Genomic DNA, 19,801 nt, shown 5'->3' with positions numbered 1-19,801 from the left:
TATGCAATGTATTTATCAGCGGTATCATCGGAATTCTTTTGATAGCCAAGCGGATATTCAAAAACAACCTGTCCAGCCGGATGCAGTATAATCTGTGGTTCCTGCTTCTTGGGTTGCTGACAGTTCCCTTTATACCGTTCCGCCTCATCGGATTTCCACAAATCTTCTCGTGGCTTAGTAGCTTAAGAAGCTCTCCTACTTCCGATACCGCAACCGCTATAGGAGAAGCTGTGGGAATTCATCCGACCGGAAATACAGACTGGATGAATGATTTCGCACTTTCTGTAAATAGCGAAGCACCATCCATTGCCGGATACATATTGTTAGGGATATGGATTGTAGGCATTTTTGCAATGATTATATTGGTAATCAAATCCTCGCTCCGCCTACGCAATTTGGAGAAATCTGCACTTCCCCTTCAAAACCCGGAAGTACGCAGACTATACCATCGATGTTTGGAGGAAATAGGAATTCACAGAAATATCCCTGTTTATAGTACTGCATTTTTGAAATCCCCGATTATTGTGGGACTTTTGACACCATGTATTTATCTGCCGATTCATCTGATCTCTGATTACAACGAATCCGATATGCGATATATGCTGTTGCACGAACTGCAGCACTATAAGCACAAAGATGCTGTTGCCAGTTATCTGATGAATCTTGCTGGGGTAGTATATTGGTTCAATCCTCTTGTCTGGTACGCACTGAAAGAAATGCGTAATGACAGAGAGGTTGCCTGTGACACTTCTGTTTTGAAAATGCTTGAAGAGGATGTTTACGAAGATTATGGCAATACACTGATTAACTTTGCAGAGAAGGTTTCACTTACTCCTTTTCCGTTTGCCGCCGGCCTTGGTGGAAACATGGAGCAGATGAAACGAAGAATTATCAACATTGCCTCTTATGAGAAACCGACATTTATGAAAAGAATAAAAGGTATGACTGCATTCATGTTGACTGCTGTTCTTCTCCTTGGATTCGCACCTTTTATTTCCACATACGCAGCAGACGGAAGCCACTACCAATGGGATTCCTCTTCTGAGAATGTTTCCTATGTAGACCTCTCCACATACTTCGGAGAATACGAAGGCAGCTTTGTTTTATACGATTTAGAAAATGATGCATGGAGCATACACGACATGGAGCATGCCACCTTACGAGTTGCTCCAAACTCCACCTACAAGATATATGATGCCCTGTTCGGATTGGAAGAAGAGATCATTACACCGGAAAATTCGTTCATTGCATGGAATGGTGAAACCTATCCATTTGAAGCATGGAATGCGGATCAGACTTTACAGTCTGCAATGAATTCCTCCGTGAATTGGTATTTTGAATCTGTGGACGAACAGCTTGGAGCCGCTAACATTTCCAACTATATTGAGGAAATTGGGTATGGAAACGAAAATATAAGTGGTGATTTCTCCACTTATTGGATGGAATCTTCCTTGAAGATTTCCCCAATAGAGCAGGTCGAACTTCTAACCAGGCTGCAGAATAACAGCCTTGGCTTCGCCCCTGAAAATATCAATGCAGTAAAAGATGCCATCTGCCTTTCCTCTTCCGATGCCGGAACATTCTACGGAAAGACCGGAACCGGCCGTGTGGATGGTCAGGATGTGAATGGATGGTTTGTGGGCTTACTTGAAACTGCAGATAATACATACTTTTTTGCTACCAACATCGGAGCCGATAGCGGTGCTACCGGAAGCAACGCAACTGAAATAACCATGTCTATCTTGTCTGACATGAATATCTGGAAATAAAGAATCGGGTAAAGGTCAATCTCTGACTTTTACCCGATTTTTCTTAATTCGCTATCTGAACAAGCCCTTTGTATTCCCATGTCGCTCCATAATCAGTTGACTGAAATACAATCCCATCTTTCTCCGCTGCATCTGTGGTAACCGTTATCGTCAATGTGTCGTCCTCTTTTTCAGGCATATTCAGGTAATCAAAATCCTCCACCGTAAATCCGCAATCGATAGCGATTTGTGGTAATTCTGAAACAAGATCCATTGGAAGTTTCATTTCTTCAAAGGTCCTTCCGCCATCGCGAGTGACATATAAGCGGGAATAGGACTGGGATGCGCCTGTAATTCCTGCAACCCCAAAGTTCTCATCATAAAATATTAAACCTTCTGCAACTCCCAATTGTCCACTGAACGGATCATCATTTATGCATTCCCAAGTAGAACCACCATCCATTGTCTTTTCCATTACATAAAATCTGCTTCCGGCAGCTGCATCCGTTATCACCAAACGCCATCCATTATTTTCATCTAAAAAGAAATACATAGTTCCATCACTTTGATCCACAGTCCAACTTTCTGTATCTTTAGCATCCTCCACCTGCTGCATCGTATTCTCCTGCTTCAATTCTTGTTGACTGACGTACTCAGGCTCCATAATATATCGAACAGGTGTGACACTATTTAAATCAGGAATATGCAAAGATACCTCAAACCCAACGATTTCTCCACCGCTTCTAAGCTGAGTAAAATTGCCGGTTCCTGTTTCAGTTCCATCACCATCTGCATCTCCCGAAATATATTGTAAGCCTTCCTCTGAACTAAAAGATCTTCGCCCCATATAGAGTATTTCATAAATCTGCTGCTCTTCAAATGTTTCAGCCCACGCCTCTACCTGACTCGTCCAGTCTGAATTGTTCAAAATTTCAATCATTGGAGACAAACGCATATCGTCACTATATTCTCCATTCACATTACCATCTATCCAAACAGTCATATCATTACTGCTGTCTGCGTCATAATCAATAAGATACGTTTTTTTCTCTCCAGCCTCATTTTTTCCATATATGAATGCATAAATCCTTTGAATCGTTCCGTTTTCATCAAATGACACCTGATATTTATTTGCAATATAGAGTTCTTCCGGCAGTTGCAATGCTTCATCCAAATCCATCAGAATCCCTTCTACACCATCCTCAAAAAGATTATTATGCTCCAGTTCTACTTCTTTTTTACGCATCCACTCATCAAGTTTCCAAGACAGTGCCCCGTGATACGGAACTGCAGAATAAACGATACGTCCACCAAAGAATAAAGTTGCTGCTATAAGGAGTATCATTTCCGTATAGAAAAGTTTCTTATTTCCATTATCTCCTGAATTAACTTCTTGATTATGCCTTTTCGAAATCAGCCAGAGAACCACTGTGCCAACCAATCCTATTATACCTAACGCCAACATCGGTATATGCCTTCTCAAGCCACCATATTGACATAGATGCCAGAATTGATACAACATAAATATATATAGTATTAAACTTACTTTTCCCGTGATTTTATAAATATATTTCATGTAAGTCTCCTTTCTTCATATCTGTAAAAATACCATAAAACACCAGTATTATCAAATCATTCTTTAATACGGTATTGGTAGTCTGGTATATGCATAATTCCGTCATTTAGGATTTCATTTCCCAAATACTGAAAACTTCCATCCTCTGCAAACCTTACCGTAAGTTCATGGGTTATGACCGCATCATCGCAAATGACCATATCACAAACCGCCTCAACTGTTAATGTGACTGTTCCATCTTCATTTTCTTTGATATCGACAACCTCTGGCAGAGAAGTTCCAAAGAAAGTAGGTGCGTAATTAAAACATCCAAGACGCACCCAATAATATGTCTGCTTTTCCTCATCAAATACTGCGTACTCTCGTATCTGCTCCGCTGTTATGGGAAGATACTCCATAATCAGATTTTCGAATTCTTCTTTCGGAATGCCATTTGGATAATCTTCGGAATTGAACTTTTCTCCATATTTCATTCCATACAGATATTCAAACATTCCGTTATAATCCAACTCACTCATATTTTCCGCATTCCAGTTGGAACACAAAAGATTCTGTCCCTGATATCCAAGCCCCCGGACACAACGTTCAGACATTTCACGCTGTTCCTCTGTCATAGGTTTTATTCTGATCAAGCAGCTTCCATCCATAATTTCACTAACCTCTGGCGGCTCTGGCACACACAGCTCATAGCAGAACCATCCTTTTTCCGTGTATTTCCATTCTTTGAGTCTCGTATAAGAAATGTACGAAATTCCCAGCTTGTTGTCAGCATTCCTGATTCCTCTTGTACTCACAACATACATATCCGTTCCATCAAAAATGAATTTCATTCTGCCCAGTCCACCATCATTATGGATTTCATAAATCACCACAGAGCCTCTTTTCCCTTCCTTACATTCTTTCAGAAAACTGTCAACACTTTCATAATTCTCCATGTTAGAATACGTTACCATCGTAGCAATTGGATATCCTGCGTCCTTTACCTTCTTCTGCATTTCAAGAACCGTTTGATCATCCAAAACAACATTGGATGCTATCCCTTTATCTGCAGTTTCATAAATATCAAGATAATGTTCCATCAGCTTTTTACAGTCAGTCTCAGCTTCTTCCTTTTCCTGTTCATCTACCGGAAGATCGTAGCCCTTTTCCCATTGTACTGCAGCCTCTTCCTCAGCACTTTTTGTTTCCTCCGTGGAAGATACTTCTTCCGTATCTTCCACAAGAGATTCACCCACAACGCTATCTTCTTTTCCACAGGCACACAGGTCGCATCCAATCAGAAATGCCATAATCAGCAGAATGCTTTTTTTCTTTAATGCCATAATATCATCCTTTCTTTCTTGCTATCGGCGGCAGTTCCAACTCAATTTGTTCTATAGAATTTGAAAGGTATCTGAAAGTTCCGTCTTCAAATGGCAGAACCACAACCGTATTCCGAAAAGCGAGATCAGAATTATAATCCGGCCATACTCCATCTACGATAAGTGTAATCGTTCCATCCGCATTTTTTGTATAGTCAACCACCTCTCCAAAAGGTGGGTATGGGCTGGCATAAATCATCTCATATTCATAGCTGTTGCTGCCCTCAGCATACCCGCAATGCTCTCTCAACTGTTCTACCGATACCGGAAAATAAGTAGTCATTATCCTTTCATATTCCTCTGCCGGAATCTTCCAATCTTCAGTTTTCAGATTTTCGCCCGTAGAAATCCGATAAATATCTTCATACATACAAGGCATCAGAATGTCCTCTACATTGCTGCTGTCCCAATTTGTGACAAGCACATTGTAATTCACATAGCTTAGTCCTGATATGTATTTCTCCGTCAATTCCCGACAGTCTTCCGGAAGCGGTTCTATTCTCCAATACTGTCTCAAACTTGCATGTGCAATCACATATTCATATGCGTAGATAAAATATCCTTTTTCGGTCAGTTTAATCTCAGCCACATTACTTACCGAAGTTCCCTGTATCTCTGGTATACCGCCTTCCTTCCACCGAATTCCTATGTAATAGGTCTGCAGCTCACCTTTCCGATAAATAAAAGTAATTGCTCCAATCAGTCCATCTCTATGCACTTCAAATACCGTAACCATCGAGTCCTGTCCATTCAAGTAATCTGCATAAAATGTTTCGATTACTTCATGGTTTTGCATGGCAGTATCTTCTTCAACACTTACCAAACCGCTTCTGCCCAATTGTTCCACCACGGCTTTCCTCTGCTCGTGGGTAAATTCATTAATACTGGAAGAGTAGCTTGGTGCATCTGCAATTACAATATCCTTATAGATTTCTCTGACCGATTCTGCTGCTGACAAAACCGTACTCTGCAGCTGCTCCTTCTCCTTTTCTGAAAGGAGATCATCACTGGCTTGCGGAATAAACCAATATGCTGACTCTGTGGAAATTTCCGCATTCTCGGCTTCTTCTGTTTCTGCTTCGCTATTTTCGATTTCTATAGGTGGCTCCCATACTTCTTCTGCTACCTTTTGCTTTTCTGCATGCAATTTTTCCCAACAGAACACTCTGGCTATCACGAAAATCAACAGCAGCAAAATCGGAAGTCCACATCTTCTAAGCAGCCATTTTACATCTTCCATTATTCGCCTCCGTACAATTCTTCCCATTCTTCCAATGTCAACCGTGGTGTATGCCATGTTTCCTCATAATTATCCTCGGAAGGTATAATTTGATTGGATACATATTGTACCCCTCCGTCCTCTAACGGGCGGACCACAACCTCATGAGAATATACCTTGGAATCACCTGCATAAGGGAATACTACATTGGCTGTAAGTGTAATTGTCCCATCATTGTTTTCTGTAAAACCTACTACCTCTGAATATGGATATTCGGGGTACTCTACTTCTTCAAAGCCTCTCGGCTTATATTCATAAGTCAAATTCTCCGAATCATAGATGGTTTTTGATTGTAGCGTTTCACTATCAATGTTGAAATATTTCATAATAACACTTTCAAATTCTTCTTTTGGAATCTGATAAACTGCACTGACTGATAAGTTGTCATCAGCAACATAGGGAGCATATTGACCATTCACTTTTGGATAAAGAATGTCATACATATCATAGAAATTCAAATCCCCGAAATCCTCCTCACTCCAATCCACAATGAACATATTATTCCGTTCAAAGCTGATTGGGTTGAGATATTTCCGACTCAACTCCCTATATGTTTCATCCAATGGCTGTACCCGTAATGCGGTATGTTCCTCTGCTCCACTCAATGTAAGAACATATAATTCTTCTGAAAACCAAACACCGGAAAACATCAGGTAACCTTCTTCTGTATAATTCCAATACTCCGCTTGATAGTTTCCTATAACCTCTCTTTTCATATTTCCATTTTCATACTTGTAATAGCTTCTGACCACATCCACATTTCCGCCTTTTGTGTGCAAATCGTATTTTACAAATCCGCCCAAATAACTGATTTCAAAAATCGTTATTTCTGCTTCCTCCTGTGCATCCACCTTTTCGCAGAATTCCACTACCTTCTCTGGTTCCGTCATGTTAATTTGATTTCTGCTGTCAACTGCCGAATAACCATTTTCTCCAAGACGATTTACAATACTACGGATTGTTTCCAAATCAGCTATCTTATTTTGTTCTGCTGCTTCTTTATAAAGATCCACACAGATTTCTATAATTTCTTCCGCATTCTCCTGAGAATTTTCTGTTGCCTCCTGAACCTCAATGAAGGGATCATCAACCTGTATTTCTTCCGGGGGCATATCACTGCACCCCGAAATGGTACAACTCAGAAGTATTTGTATCATGCATAGTCTCATTCCCATGCCTCTCCTTTTTTCTTTCATATAGACCTCCGTTCTTTTTTCTAATATGGTAATATCCTGATTTTCAATGTACAGCACTTTAATTATTACATTTGTAAGATTTTTGAGTAAAAAAATTTTCTCCAACAATACAATATACTCTCTTGAATATTACACACGTAAGATTTAGAAGTCAAGTTATCTTTATATAAAAAGGCTTCTGCCAGAAGGTATCATACATTTTCGCAAAAGTAATACCTTTTAGCAAAAGCCTATTATTCAGCAAGGTTTCAAACCACCCCACTGTTTCAATATTCAAATGTTTCATTTAAAAGACCAGAAAACACACGTCCATTATCTTTCTTTATTATCCCACAAACCGCAGAAAATCAAGGTTTCCTCGAAAGCAGGCAAACGGTCTCAATATTCGCCGTAAACGGAAACATATCCACACAGCACATTCTCACTACTTCATATCCCCTTGCCTGCAGCACCTCTAAATCCCTTGCTAAACTGGTCGGCTTGCAGGAAATATAGAGCATTTTCTCTACTCCGTAACGTATGATCTTCTCTAATGCCTTTGGGTGAATACCGTCGCGTGGAGGATCTAATACGATAAAATCCGGTTTTTCTTTGATCGTATCTAATACTTTTAGTACATCGCCTGCTATAAAATCACAGTTAGAAAGTCCGTTTAACTTTGCATTTTCTTTTGCTGCCTCAACGGCTTCTTCTATGATCTCTACGCCGATCACCTGCCCTGCTGCCGGAGAGAGCATCTGTGCGATCGTTCCGGTTCCACTGTAAAGGTCAAAGACAGTACTGCCGGCTTCTTTTGACTGTGTGACTGCATCGCCGATAAATTTGCGTGCTGTTTCATATAACACTTCTGCGCCAAGAGAGTTTGTCTGGAAAAATGAAAACGGCGTGATTTTGAATTTAAGCCCTAATAATTCTTCGTAAAAATAATCAGCACCAGCTAAGATCTCTGTCCCATCATTTTTTACAACATCTGCCACGCTGTCATTTCTCGTATGTAAGATACCTGCAATGTGGCCATCAAACGGCAGTTTTAAGATTTCCTCTTTCATCTGCTCTAACAATGCAGCTTCATCAAATCCATCTGTCTGTGTCGTTGTCACAAGATCGATCAATATATCCCCTGTCTTTACTGCTTTTCGTACCAGCAGGTGTCTTAAATATCCTTCATGCCGCATTTTATGGTAAAATGGGATCTGCTCTTTTGCAAATAATCCTCTCACACAGACTAAAATCCTGCGATAATCTTCATCTACGATACGGCAATGTTCTACATTGACAATATCGTAAAAACTGCCTCGTTTATGCATACCAAGTGCCAGCGGCCCGTCTTTGCAACTGTCACCAAACGAAAATTCCATTTTATTACGGTAACCATAAACTGCCGGACTATGTTTCACACCTTCAAATAAAGCATCAAATTCTTTTCCAGCGGAAGCTAATACGGGCATAAACAGTTCTCTGACCTGTTTTTCTTTTAATGCGATCTGCTCCTCACAGCTTAGATTCTGATAGGTGCAGCCTCCACAGATGCCAAAATGTATACATGCAGGGCTGTCTAATTCTATCGGAGCCTTTTTTACAACTTCTAACAGCCTGCCTTCTCCTTTTCCTTTGCGTATCTTACTGACAGAAAAAGATACGGTCTGTCCCGGAACCGTATTTTTTACGATGACTTCTTTTCCTTCTGATGTGCGTACGATCCCTTTATTTGGAAAAGCTACCCTTTCTACGATTCCCTCTAAAATCTCTCCTTTTTTCATAACAATTCTGATCCCTTCCTGTAAAATAAATATATCTTGTATGGCAAGAAAAAGAGCCGCATCTCTGCGGCCCTGAATGCACCTTCTTATCTAAATATTGTTCTTTGAAGATCTGTAATCTGACAAGATCATCCTGACGATTATTTATCTTCTTCCTCATCGTCATCTTCAAAGAAATCATCTTCAAATTCATCTTCGAAATCATCCTCGAAATCATCTAAATAATCCGGTGTAAAGAAACGATAAATTCCATATGCTGCAGCTGCAACTGCTGCAATGATACCGATGATTGCAAAAATCCAGATCACTTTAGAACTTTTCTTTTCTTCTTCCTTTTTTTTGTTTAAGAGTTCATTCAGCTTTGTCATTGTTAAAAAATCATCTACTTTGTTCATATATTCCACTCCTTTATTTATGATTTAGGAAAGTCTGTTTCTTTCCCGACTGCTCTTTCAATATCATGTTTATTATAACATATCTTTGCCTATTCACAAATAAAAAATTACACTTTTGAAAAATTTTAGATTTTTTTTAGTTTTGCAAAAGAAGCAAACATTTTTTTCACACCGGCTGTATCAAAATCAACGGTCACTTCGTAATCTCTGCCGCCTTCCACAATTCCCTTAACACTGCCTTCCCCAAATTTCATATGGCGTACCCTGTCGCCGACTCCGTAGGTTAATGCTATTTTCTGTGCTGTGCCAAAATTCTTTGGTGTACTATAGGATGTTGCCGCAAACGGTTTCTTTCGGAATTCTTCCTTTGCCTGCTGATAAGCCTTCTTCATCGGAAGATCCTCGATTTTTGGCTTTTTTATCGCTCCTGCTAAAAGTTCCGGTGAGATTTCCCTTACAAATCTTGAAACTTTATTATACTGTGTTTCTCCACGTATCATCCGCTGTCTGGCACAACTGATAGAAAGATTTTCCTTTGCCCTTGTAATTCCGACATAAGCTAAACGCCGTTCTTCTTCGATTTCTTCGGCTGCATTATCAGACATGATCGACATGTAACTTGGGAACAATCCATCTTCCATACCTGCTAAATAGACATTGGAAAATTCCAACCCCTTTGCGCTATGTAATGTCATTAAAACAACATAATTGCTTTCATCCTCTAAACTGTCAATATCGGCAACTAATGCTACTTCCTCCAAAAATCCGCTTAAAGTCGGCTGTTCTTCTGCTTCTTCATATGCTGCGACTTTACTGATCAATTCATCGATATTTTCAATCCTTGCCTCTGCTTCATCGGTTCCTTCTGCTTCTAGTTCTTTGACATATCCGGTCGTTTCTATAACTTCTTCTAACAGTTCTACAAGACTGATCATGCCTAACTTACTGCGCATTGCCTGTATAAACAATACAAACGGGCGGATCTTCGCACTTGCTTTTCCGATCGACGGAATATCTTCGGCAACTTTTAATGCATTATAAAAACTCATATCCTGTGCAATCGCATATTCCTGTACTCGATTTAACGTGGTTGCCCCGATTCCTCTTTTTGGGACATTGATGATACGTCTTACTGCAAGATCATCACTTGCATTGTCAATCGTTTTTAAATAACAAAGCAGATCTTTGATTTCTTTTCTGGCATAGAAATTCACACCGCCCACGATCTTATATGGAATATTGGAAACAACAAATTTTTCCTCAAACATACGGGACTGTGCATTTGTCCTATATAAAACGGCACAGTCTTTATACTGATATCCCTGCTTATATACTTTTTCCGTAATATCTCTTGCTACATATTCTGCTTCATCATAACCTGTTTCAAACTGATGAAATGCAATTTTTTCCCCTTCTCCATTTAACGTAAACAGCCGTTTTTCTTTTCTGCCGCGGTTGTTTGCGATCACCTGATTGGCTGCATCTAAGATATTCTGTGTCGAGCGGTAATTTTGCTCTAATTTTATCACAACGGCTTCCGGGAAATATTTTTCAAAATTCAAAATATTATAAATATTTGCCCCACGGAATTTATAGATTGACTGGTCATCGTCACCAACAACACAAAGATTCTTATATTTGCCTGCTAATAAGCGTACCAGTTCAAATTGCGCCGTATTCGTATCCTGATACTCGTCTACCATGATATAACGGAACCGCTCCTGATAATAATCTAATACTTCGGCATCTGTTTTAAATAATTCAACTGTATAAAAGATCAGGTCATCAAAATCCAATGCATTATTTTTCTTAAGTGCCTGCTGGTACTCCCTGTATACAAGTGCCTGCTTTTCTTTGACATAATCGCCTGCTGCATTCAATGCAAACTCCGTCGGCCCGATCAGTTCATCTTTCGCAGATGAGATCGCCGCTAAAAACATTTTCTCTTTATAGATCTTCGTATCGATATTTAACCGTTTTAACAGATCCTTCATCAATGTTTTCTGGTCGTCTGCATCATAAATCGTAAAATTAGTAGCAAATCCCAGTCTGTCGATAAATCTTCTTAAGATCCGCACACAAGTGGAATGAAATGTCGTTACCCAGATACTCTCTGAGCCATACCCTACCATATCATCGATACGTTCCCGCATCTCGCCTGCTGCTTTATTCGTAAACGTGATCGCCATGATATGATAAGGATTGACACCTTTTTCTTCTATTAAATATGCTGTTCTATGCGTCAGCACTCTTGTCTTTCCTGAACCTGCCCCTGCAAGGATCAGCACCGGACCTTCTGTCTGTAATACTGCTCTTTTCTGTGGTTCATTCAATGTATTGATATCCATTTATACATACCTCTTTATCTGCTCAAAATTCATTTGCAATTTATTGTACCATATCCGGTCTTTAAATGCGATTGAAAAAAATAATCTGTACCCAATCCCACTGATTTTTTCATGACCATGAAGCGGATAACTCTCTTGTTTTAATAAGAAAATGACTCCGGCTGAATACCGGAGTCCTGAAATAATGTGTAATTTTAATATCCTATTTAAAATAATTCACACCAGATTCAAACAGCTTCATATCCTGCTCGCCATAGATATTGATGGCAACGGACTCTCCGCGTCTTTCTGCATGTGACATTTTACCAAGGATACGTCCGTCCGGACTGGTAATACCTTCGATTGATGCATAAGAACCATTGACATTCCATTCTTCATCCATCGTTGGCTGTCCGTCTTCATTGACATACTGTGTTGCGACCTGTCCATTTGCAAATAACTTGTCTACCCATTCTTTTGGTGCAACAAAACGACCTTCTCCATGAGAAGCCGGATTACAATAAGTTGCTCCTACGGTTGCTCCTGCTAACCATGGGGACTTATTGGTAACAACTTTCGTGTAGACCATCTTGCTGATATGCCGTCCGATCGTATTGTATGTCAGAGTCGGTGAATCTGTTTTCTGCTCTGTGATTGTTCCGTAAGGTACTAATCCTAATTTGATCAATGCCTGGAATCCGTTACAGATACCTAACATCAGACCATCTCTCTCATTTAACAGCTTATTGACTGCTTCTGTTAATTTTGCATTTCTAAATGCAGTTGCAAAGAATTTTGCAGAGCCTTCCGGTTCATCACCTGCGGAAAATCCACCCGGGAACATGATGATCTGTGACTGTGCGATCGCTTTTTCAAAAATATCGACAGAATCACGGATGTCTTCTGCATTCAGGTTTTTAAATACTTTGGTGATGACATCTGCGCCTGCTGCTTCAAATACTTTTGCACTGTCATATTCACAGTTTGTTCCCGGAAATACCGGAATAAATACGGTTGGTTTTGCCACTTTATTCTTACAGATATAGATCTTATCTGTTTTGTAAACATCGGTATCAACCGTTTCTGTATCCTCTGTTGCGCGTGTCGGGAATACTTTTTCTAAAGTATTTGTCCATGCTGAAAGTGCCTCATCCATAGAGATCTGCATACCGCCCCAGATAAATGTCTGTTTCTCATTGACACTACCTACTGTTGATACATATGCAGACAGTCCTGCTTCTTCCATTGCTCTGGTTACTTCTGCGGTCTTGTCTGCCGGAACTTCTGCTACGATATTACCAAATCCCGGTGCAAACAATACATCTTCACTAACAGATGCCTCGATCGTTACACCAAGTTTATTACCAAATGCCATTTTGCTGACTGCTGCTGCAAGTCCTTTTCCATCTAATGCATATGCTGATACGATTGCTCTTGTATCTGTCAGTTTATGGATCGTATCATATAATTTCATAACCTGTGTATATACCGGAAGGTCATAAGCATCTTTTTCAATCGTAAAGAACATGAGTGTATTGCCTGCTGCCTTCAATTCCGGTGTAATGATATTTTTCTCTTTTGCTACATCTACTGCAAAAGATACTAATGTCGGTGGTACATCGATTTCATTAAAACTTCCTGACATACTGTCTTTTCCACCGATCGATGGCAGTCCGAAACCGATCTGTGCACTGTATGCACCTAATAATGCTGCAAGCGGCTGGCTCCAGCGGGATGGTTCTTCTGACATTCTGCGGAAATATTCCTGGAATGTAAAACGGATCTTATTAAAATCTCCACCTGCTGTTACGATTCTTGATACAGACTCTAATACTGCATAAACTGCACCATGATATGGACTCCATGAAGATAAATATGGATCAAATCCATAACTCATCATGGTAACTACATCTGTTTTTCCTTTTGCAACCGGAAGTTTTGCAACCATACTCTGTGTTTCTGTCAACTGATAACGTCCACCATATGGCATGTATACACTTCCTGCTCCGATAGAACCGTCAAACATTTCTACAAGTCCTTTCTGGGAGCATACGTTTAAATCTGCAAGTTCTGCCAACCATGCAGCTTTTTTATCCTGTTTCTCTAAAGCGGCTTTGACTGCCGGTGTAGAGATCTTATCTAAATAACTGTCTGCTTTTGCCGGAATGTCTACAGCAACAGATGTTTCCTGATGTGCACCGTTTGTATCTAAGAAAGCACGGGAAATATTAACGATTTCTTTTCCTCTCCAGCTTAATACCAAACGAGGCTCTTTTGTTACAACTGCAACTTTGACAGCTTCTAAGTTTTCTTCTTTTGCATAACCTAAGAATGTATCAACATCTTCCGGTGCTACAACAACTGCCATACGTTCCTGTGATTCAGAAATTGCAATTTCTGTTCCATCAAGTCCTGCATATTTCTTTGGTACTTTATCTAGATCTACACGAAGTCCCGGTGCTAATTCTCCGATCGCTACAGATACACCACCTGCACCAAAGTCATTACATTTTTTGATGATATGGCTGACTTCTTCCCTGCGGAAAAGACGCTGGATCTTACGTTCTGTCGGTGCATTACCTTTCTGAACTTCAGCACCACAGGTATCAATGGATGCTGTATTGTGTGCCTTTGAAGAACCTGTTGCTCCACCACAGCCATCACGTCCGGTACGTCCGCCTAATAAGATAATGATATCATCCGGATCAGAATTTAATCTCTGTACGGCACGTCTTGGAGCTGCACCCATAACGGCACCGATCTCCATACGTTTTGCAACGTAGTTCGGATGATAAACTTCTTTGACATATCCGGTTGCAAGACCGATCTGGTTACCATAGGAACTATAACCGCTTGCGGCACTTCTTACGATCTTCTTCTGTGGAAGTTTTCCTTCCATCGTATCTTTTACAGATACTGTAGGATCTGCTGCACCTGTCACACGCATTGCCTGATATACATAGGTACGTCCTGACAATGGATCACGGATCGCACCACCAAGACAGGTTGCTGCACCACCAAATGGCTCAATTTCTGTCGGATGGTTATGTGTTTCATTTTTAAAATTCACAAGCCATTCTTCTACTTTTCCATCTACTTCGACCGGAACAACGATAGAACAAGCATTGATCTCGTCGGATTCTTCCTGATCTTCTAACTTGCCTTCTTTTTTCAGACGTTTCATAGCCATTAAAGCAATGTCCATTAAGCAGACAAATTTATCACTTCTGCCTTCATAGAGATTTTTATGTGTTGCAAGATAATCTTCGTATGTATCCTGCATCGGTTTTTTATAATCACCTTCGCCAAAAGTAACGTCCTTTAATTCTGTAGAGAATGTGGTATGACGGCAGTGGTCTGACCAGTATGTATCTAACACACGGATCTCTGTCATGGACGGATCACGTTTTTCTTCATTTTTAAAATAGTTCTGGATATGAAGGAAATCCTTAAATGTCATTGCTAAATTTAAGGACAGATATAATTCTTTTAAAGCATCTTCTGCCATAGCTGTAAAACCATCGAAGATCTTAACATCTGCCGGTTCTTCAAACTTCTGTACTAAAGTATCCGGTTTCTCTAAATCGGTTTCTCTTGAATCTACCGGATTGATACAGTGATTCTTGATCGCTGCAAACTGCTCGTCTGTAATATCTCCTTCGATCACATAGGTCGTTGCAGACCGGATGATCGGTTCTTCATTTTCATTTAACAGTTTTACACACTGTTCTGCGGAATCTGCTCTCTGGTCGAACTGTCCCGGTAAAAATTCCACACTGAACGTTCTAGCTCCTTTTAAATCAAATGTTTCTTCATATACATCATCAACCGGCGGCTCGGAAAAAACGGTGCGGATTGCTTTTTCATAAGTTGCACCGGAAATATTTTCAATATCATAACGAATTAACACACGTACATTTTCTACTGTTTTGATACCAAGATAGCTTTTGATCTCAGCCTTTAATTCTTTGGCTTTTACTGCATAAGCCGGCTTTTTCTCAACATAGATTCTTCTTACACTGCTCATTGGTCACCCTCCATTTTTCTGTAACAGATCATTTGATACATACAGATCAACAAGTCAGAACTCCTATCCTGCAAACAGAACCGATTTCTGACCTTCTGCTCCTTTGTATCTTATCATATCACGATTTTATCAATTAGTATAATTAATATGTCTTATTCAATTTAGAAGTAAATCTAATACTGCATTTTTTACACACACCGCTAAATCTTTATGCACATATGATTGATAATATTATAAGTATAACTTATAATATTATTAAACTCAAATAATTTTTTTCAGTCAAAACAGCAGGTTTTCTGACTTGTATTAAAAAAGGGGGATTTTCCATGGACATCAATTACGAACTTTATAAAGTTTTTTATCATGTTGCTACATCTTTAAGTTTTTCCGATGCCAGCAAACAGCTTTTTATCTCACAGTCTGCTGTCAGCCAGTCCATCAAAACATTAGAACGGAAATTAGAACAGCCTCTTTTTATCCGGAGCACAAAGAAAGTGCAGCTGACTGCTGCCGGTGAAATTCTGCTCAAACATATCGAACCTGCCATGAATCTGATACGCCGTGGTGAAAACCAGTTATTAGACAGTAAATCCATGGGGCTTGGACAGCTTCATATCGGAGCAACCGATACGATCTGCCGCTATTTTTTAGTGCCCTATATCAACGAATTTCACAAGAAATTTCCGAATGTCCCGATCAAAGTAACGAATGCAACGTCTTTATCCTGTGTGGATCTGCTTGAACAGGGAAAAGTTGACCTGATCGTCAGTAATCTTCCAAATTCCAGGCTCAATCATTCCTATGTCCAGAAAACAGTCTGTGAATTTCATGATGTTTTCATTGCAAACCCTTCTTATTTTGATCTGAAACAACAGGAAATTTCTTTTGAAGAACTGAAACAATATCCGATCTTAATGTTAGACCGTAAAAGTACGACCAGCGATTTCCTTCATAATCTCTTTTTACAGCATCAGTTAGAACTGATCCCGGAGATTGAACTCAGCAGTAATGATCTTCTAATAGACCTTGCAAAGATCGGGCTTGGAATCGCCTTTATTCCTGATTACTGCCTGACAACAGAGTCCAAAGACCTCTATGTCTTACATACCAGAGAAAAAATACCTGCCAGACGCATGGCGATATCGGTCAATACCAACCTGCCGGTTTCTGCATCAACGGAAGAATTTCTAAAACTGCTGCCAGAAATCAGATAGTTTCCGGCTGACATTATCCATATCGCATATCTGGTATTTTGTCCACTCTCTTGGAAACAGCCTTTGATTGCTGCTTTCTAAGAAACGCTCATCTAATAATGCGATCACTCCCCGGTCGTCTATGGTGCGGATGACTCGCCCGGCAGCCTGAAGCACCTTATTCATTCCGGGATAGCGGTATGCATAATCAAATCCCTCGTCCGCTTTTTTATCATAATATGCTTTTAAAATTTCCCGCTCATTACCGATCTGCGGCAGTCCTGTTCCTATAATGACCGCTCCGATCAACTGCTCCTGTTTTAGATCGATCCCTTCTCCAAAAATCCCGCCTAAGACACAAAATGCGACCAATGCATCTTTTGATCCATTTGCAAATGCCTGTAAAAATTCTTCTCTTTCTACCTCTGTCATGCCGCTTTCCTGTTTTAAAAGCTGCACCTCTACCGGTGCTATCTTAAGAAACTGCTCATAGACCTCATCTAACATCTTGTAAGATGGAAAAAATACCATATAATTTCCTGCTTTTGCCGCTGTGATATCCGCAATATATGCCGCCATTTTCTGAAACTCACTCTCGTTTCTCCGTTTATACCGGCTGCTGACATCCTTTCCGATCAGCAATAACTTCTGTTCTTCCTCAAAAGAAGTCTGTGCATAAATGGCATAGTTATCCTCCCTGGTACTAAGCATCTCCTTATAATACTGCACCGGCAGCAACGTTGCGGAAAAAAAGATGGTTGATTTTCCCTTGTCTAAACATTCCTGCAGATTATATGAAGGATCTACGCAGAACAGACGCATCTTAAATCTTCCATCAGCCTCATGTTCTGTATAGATCACGTACCGCTCGTCCACTCTTTCATAGATATTCAAAAAATTCCGAAGGTTCAGATAAAACTCTAAGATTTCCTTTTTCTTCGGATGCTCTCTTTGTTTCCGTAAAAAGAGGTCTAACCGCTCCGCTAAACGCATGAGTGCAAAAATAAAAAGGCTGATATCGTCTTCACAGACCATGCAGGTATCACATTCCCGTTTATATTCTAAAAAGATCTGGTTACACCTTGTCAATGCCTTAATCAGTTTATCGTCCTGATCTTTTAACAATTTCCGCATTGCAAGAAAATCTTCCTTATATAATTCTGCACTGTACATCTCTCTGCCGCGTTCCACAAGATTATGTGCTTCATCTACTAAAAAAATGTAATCTCCCTTCTGTCCTTCTCCAAAAAAACGTTTCAGATAGACATTCGGATCAAATGCATAATTATAGTCACAGATAATATCATCTGACCAGATAGCTGCATCTAAACTCATTTCAAACGGACAGACCTGATAATTTTCTGCCTGTTCTAATAACACTTCTCTTGAAAAAAGATCCTGTTTCATCAGAAGATCATATACCGCATCATTTACCCGGTCATAATGCCCTTTTGCATAGGGACAATGGATTGGATTGCAGTCCATTTCTTCACACAGACACATCTTCTCTTTTGCTGTGATCTGAATGATCTTTGCCCGATATCCATGTTCCTCCAACAGAGAAAATGTTTCCCTTGCTACCGTTCCTGTGATTGTTTTTGCTGTCAGATAGAAAATTTTATCTGCTAAACCTTCTCCAACCGCTTTTACAGATGGAAAAATCGTAGAAAGTGTCTTTCCGGTACCTGTTGGTGCCTGAATAAAAAGATTTTTCTTACGGAGGATCGTGCGGTACACATCACCTGCTAATTCTTTCTGTCCTCTGCGGTATGCATAGGGAAATTGCAGATCTGTGATCGATGATACCATCCTCTTTTTCCATTCCACCTGAAAATCTGCCCACTTTGCATATTGTCCGATCAGCGTATAAAACCAGTTTTCAAGATCAAACAGCAAAAATGTTTCTTTAAATCTCCTGATCTCCTCTGTGTCAAGATTACAGTAAGTCATCTGTACGGAAATTTCTTCTAATTCATGCTGGCTGGCATAGATATAGGCATAGCACATCGCCTGTGCCTTGTGCACTGCAACCGGTTTCTCTAAATACTCAAGATTCTGATAGACACCTTTGATCTCGTCAACCGTTACCTGTTCTTCTAGTATAATACCGTCTGCCCTTCCCTCTACCAAAAGTACATATTTTGCGGTTTCTATCTGTATCGCAAGCGGTACTTCCGCCTGATAAGAAGCTCCCATCCGCCGTTGGATCTTGCGGTGCATACGGCTTCCCTCCTGCATGGCATCTGCACGTTGTCCTAAACTGATTCGATTGTCAATATCCCCGGAACGCAGGATAAATTCTACTAAATTCCGTACAGATACTTTAATGACCGGAAGTTGTTCCTGCATAGACTCTCTCCATCACTTTCTGTCTTAATATTCCGTTACTATGCACAGCTGCTTCCCTTACATTCGCAATCCCGCACTTCGTGTTTCAAAGCCTGCTTCGTAACCAGCTGCGAATAGTAACATTATAACACAAAAAAAAAGAAGTATTGTTCTATTCCCGGATACAATACTTCCTTTTTTAGATCTGCTTATGCTGCTGCATAATGTTTTAACATTTTTTCGAAATCCGCATTTTCCCCAAAATACTGCACTGTCAGTTCTTTTGCTAATCCAAGTCCTAACATCCCAAGCAGCGATTTTGCATCTACATAAACATGCTGGTAAAGAATATCAATTTCAAAATCACATTGTCCTGCCATTTTCACAAACTTTTCTACATCTGCTGTATTTTCAAACTGTATCTTCTTCTCTGTCATAATGATCATTCCTTTCAAAACTAAAATAATAATTATAGTTTTCCCTGATATCGGATGAATTATGCCATTTCTGCAAATATTTGTCAAGAAACAGGCTGTTTACTTTGATCGTGAAAATTTCGTGAATTACATTTTATTTTTACAAAAATATTACTATTTTTTTGATAAATGAGA

At 39.9% G+C, this 19,801-nt stretch carries 12 protein-coding genes; 2 read left to right on the top strand and 10 right to left on the bottom strand.

Going from position 1 to position 19,801, the window contains the following annotated elements; genetic code table 11:
- Positions 1–1,769 (top strand): BlaR1 family beta-lactam sensor/signal transducer (locus H8S17_RS12795; RefSeq protein WP_186867596.1); only part of this gene is annotated, 1,769 nt, incomplete at its 5' end.
- A gap of 43 nt (positions 1,770–1,812) precedes the next feature.
- On the opposite strand, the gene H8S17_RS12790 is transcribed toward H8S17_RS12795, so the two are convergent.
- The 8 genes from H8S17_RS12790 to H8S17_RS12755 form a co-directional block, all read right to left on the bottom strand.
- Complete coding sequence (locus H8S17_RS12790) at positions 1,813–3,324, bottom strand: WD40/YVTN/BNR-like repeat-containing protein (RefSeq protein ID WP_117514080.1); 1,512 nt, start codon at positions 3,322–3,324, stop codon at positions 1,813–1,815.
- Positions 3,325–3,380: 56 nt separating this feature from the next.
- Positions 3,381–4,646 carry a DUF6070 family protein gene (locus H8S17_RS12785; RefSeq protein ID WP_186867595.1) on the bottom strand — a complete coding sequence of 422 codons (1,266 nt, stop codon included), beginning with the start codon at positions 4,644–4,646 and terminating at the stop codon, positions 3,381–3,383.
- 4 nt (positions 4,647–4,650) lie between these two features.
- Positions 4,651–5,925, bottom strand: coding sequence for a DUF6070 family protein (locus tag H8S17_RS12780; RefSeq protein WP_186867594.1), 1,275 nt, complete (start codon positions 5,923–5,925; stop codon positions 4,651–4,653).
- Complete coding sequence (locus H8S17_RS12775) at positions 5,925–7,160, bottom strand: DUF6070 family protein (RefSeq protein ID WP_186867593.1); 1,236 nt, start codon at positions 7,158–7,160, stop codon at positions 5,925–5,927. Before H8S17_RS12775 ends, H8S17_RS12780 begins: the two co-directional genes overlap by 1 nt.
- 347 nt (positions 7,161–7,507) lie before the next feature.
- Positions 7,508–8,920 (bottom strand): 23S rRNA (uracil(1939)-C(5))-methyltransferase RlmD, encoded by a 1,413-nt coding sequence (gene rlmD / locus H8S17_RS12770; RefSeq protein ID WP_186867592.1) that lies wholly within the window; start codon positions 8,918–8,920, stop codon positions 7,508–7,510.
- A gap of 140 nt (positions 8,921–9,060) precedes the next feature.
- On the bottom strand, positions 9,061–9,315 hold the full coding sequence (locus H8S17_RS12765) for a hypothetical protein (RefSeq protein WP_178050454.1): 255 nt from the start codon (positions 9,313–9,315) through the stop codon (positions 9,061–9,063).
- Positions 9,316–9,440: 125 nt separating this feature from the next.
- Positions 9,441–11,663, bottom strand: coding sequence for a DNA helicase PcrA (pcrA, locus tag H8S17_RS12760; RefSeq protein WP_186867591.1), 2,223 nt, complete (start codon positions 11,661–11,663; stop codon positions 9,441–9,443).
- Positions 11,664–11,865: 202 nt separating this feature from the next.
- A complete protein-coding gene (locus H8S17_RS12755; protein WP_186867590.1) occupies positions 11,866–15,669 on the bottom strand; it encodes a phosphoribosylformylglycinamidine synthase in 3,804 nt (1,267 codons plus the stop codon).
- Between the two features lie 326 nt (positions 15,670–15,995).
- Here H8S17_RS12755 and H8S17_RS12750 point away from each other — a divergent pair, with 326 nt between their 5' ends.
- Positions 15,996–16,883: a LysR family transcriptional regulator gene (locus tag H8S17_RS12750; protein ID WP_186867589.1), complete on the top strand. Its 888-nt coding sequence runs from the start codon at positions 15,996–15,998 to the stop codon at positions 16,881–16,883.
- Here H8S17_RS12750 and H8S17_RS12745 read toward each other — a convergent pair.
- Together H8S17_RS12745 and H8S17_RS12740 are read right to left on the bottom strand one after the other, a co-directional pair.
- A complete protein-coding gene (locus H8S17_RS12745; RefSeq protein ID WP_186867588.1) occupies positions 16,857–19,211 on the bottom strand; it encodes an ATP-dependent DNA helicase in 2,355 nt (784 codons plus the stop codon). The genes H8S17_RS12750 and H8S17_RS12745 overlap by 27 nt on opposite strands.
- Before the next feature lie 188 nt (positions 19,212–19,399).
- Positions 19,400–19,627, bottom strand: coding sequence for an HPr family phosphocarrier protein (locus H8S17_RS12740; protein ID WP_186867587.1), 228 nt, complete (start codon positions 19,625–19,627; stop codon positions 19,400–19,402).
- Between the last annotated feature and the right edge of the window lie 174 nt (positions 19,628–19,801).

The organism is Roseburia zhanii, from assembly GCF_014287635.1.
Classification (GTDB): Bacteria; Bacillota; Clostridia; order Lachnospirales; family Lachnospiraceae; genus Roseburia_B; species Roseburia_B zhanii.
This window is presented reverse-complemented; position numbering and strand designations above follow the sequence as displayed.

What these genes read in the sequence shown, in the direction of transcription:
- H8S17_RS12790 (WP_117514080.1), bottom strand. Translation starts at nt 3,324, where the DNA reads ATGAAATATATTTATAAAATCACGGGAAAAGTAAGTTTAATACTATAT.
- H8S17_RS12785 (WP_186867595.1), bottom strand. Translation starts at nt 4,646, where the DNA reads ATGGCATTAAAGAAAAAAAGCATTCTGCTGATTATGGCATTTCTGATT.
- H8S17_RS12780 (WP_186867594.1), bottom strand. Translation starts at nt 5,925, where the DNA reads ATGGAAGATGTAAAATGGCTGCTTAGAAGATGTGGACTTCCGATTTTG.
- H8S17_RS12775 (WP_186867593.1), bottom strand. Translation starts at nt 7,160, where the DNA reads ATGAAAGAAAAAAGGAGAGGCATGGGAATGAGACTATGCATGATACAA.
- rlmD (WP_186867592.1), bottom strand. Translation starts at nt 8,920, where the DNA reads ATGAAAAAAGGAGAGATTTTAGAGGGAATCGTAGAAAGGGTAGCTTTT.
- H8S17_RS12765 (WP_178050454.1), bottom strand. Translation starts at nt 9,315, where the DNA reads ATGAACAAAGTAGATGATTTTTTAACAATGACAAAGCTGAATGAACTC.
- pcrA (WP_186867591.1), bottom strand. Translation starts at nt 11,663, where the DNA reads ATGGATATCAATACATTGAATGAACCACAGAAAAGAGCAGTATTACAG.
- H8S17_RS12755 (WP_186867590.1), bottom strand. Translation starts at nt 15,669, where the DNA reads ATGAGCAGTGTAAGAAGAATCTATGTTGAGAAAAAGCCGGCTTATGCA.
- H8S17_RS12750 (WP_186867589.1), top strand. Translation starts at nt 15,996, where the DNA reads ATGGACATCAATTACGAACTTTATAAAGTTTTTTATCATGTTGCTACA.
- H8S17_RS12745 (WP_186867588.1), bottom strand. Translation starts at nt 19,211, where the DNA reads ATGCAGGAACAACTTCCGGTCATTAAAGTATCTGTACGGAATTTAGTA.
- H8S17_RS12740 (WP_186867587.1), bottom strand. Translation starts at nt 19,627, where the DNA reads ATGACAGAGAAGAAGATACAGTTTGAAAATACAGCAGATGTAGAAAAG.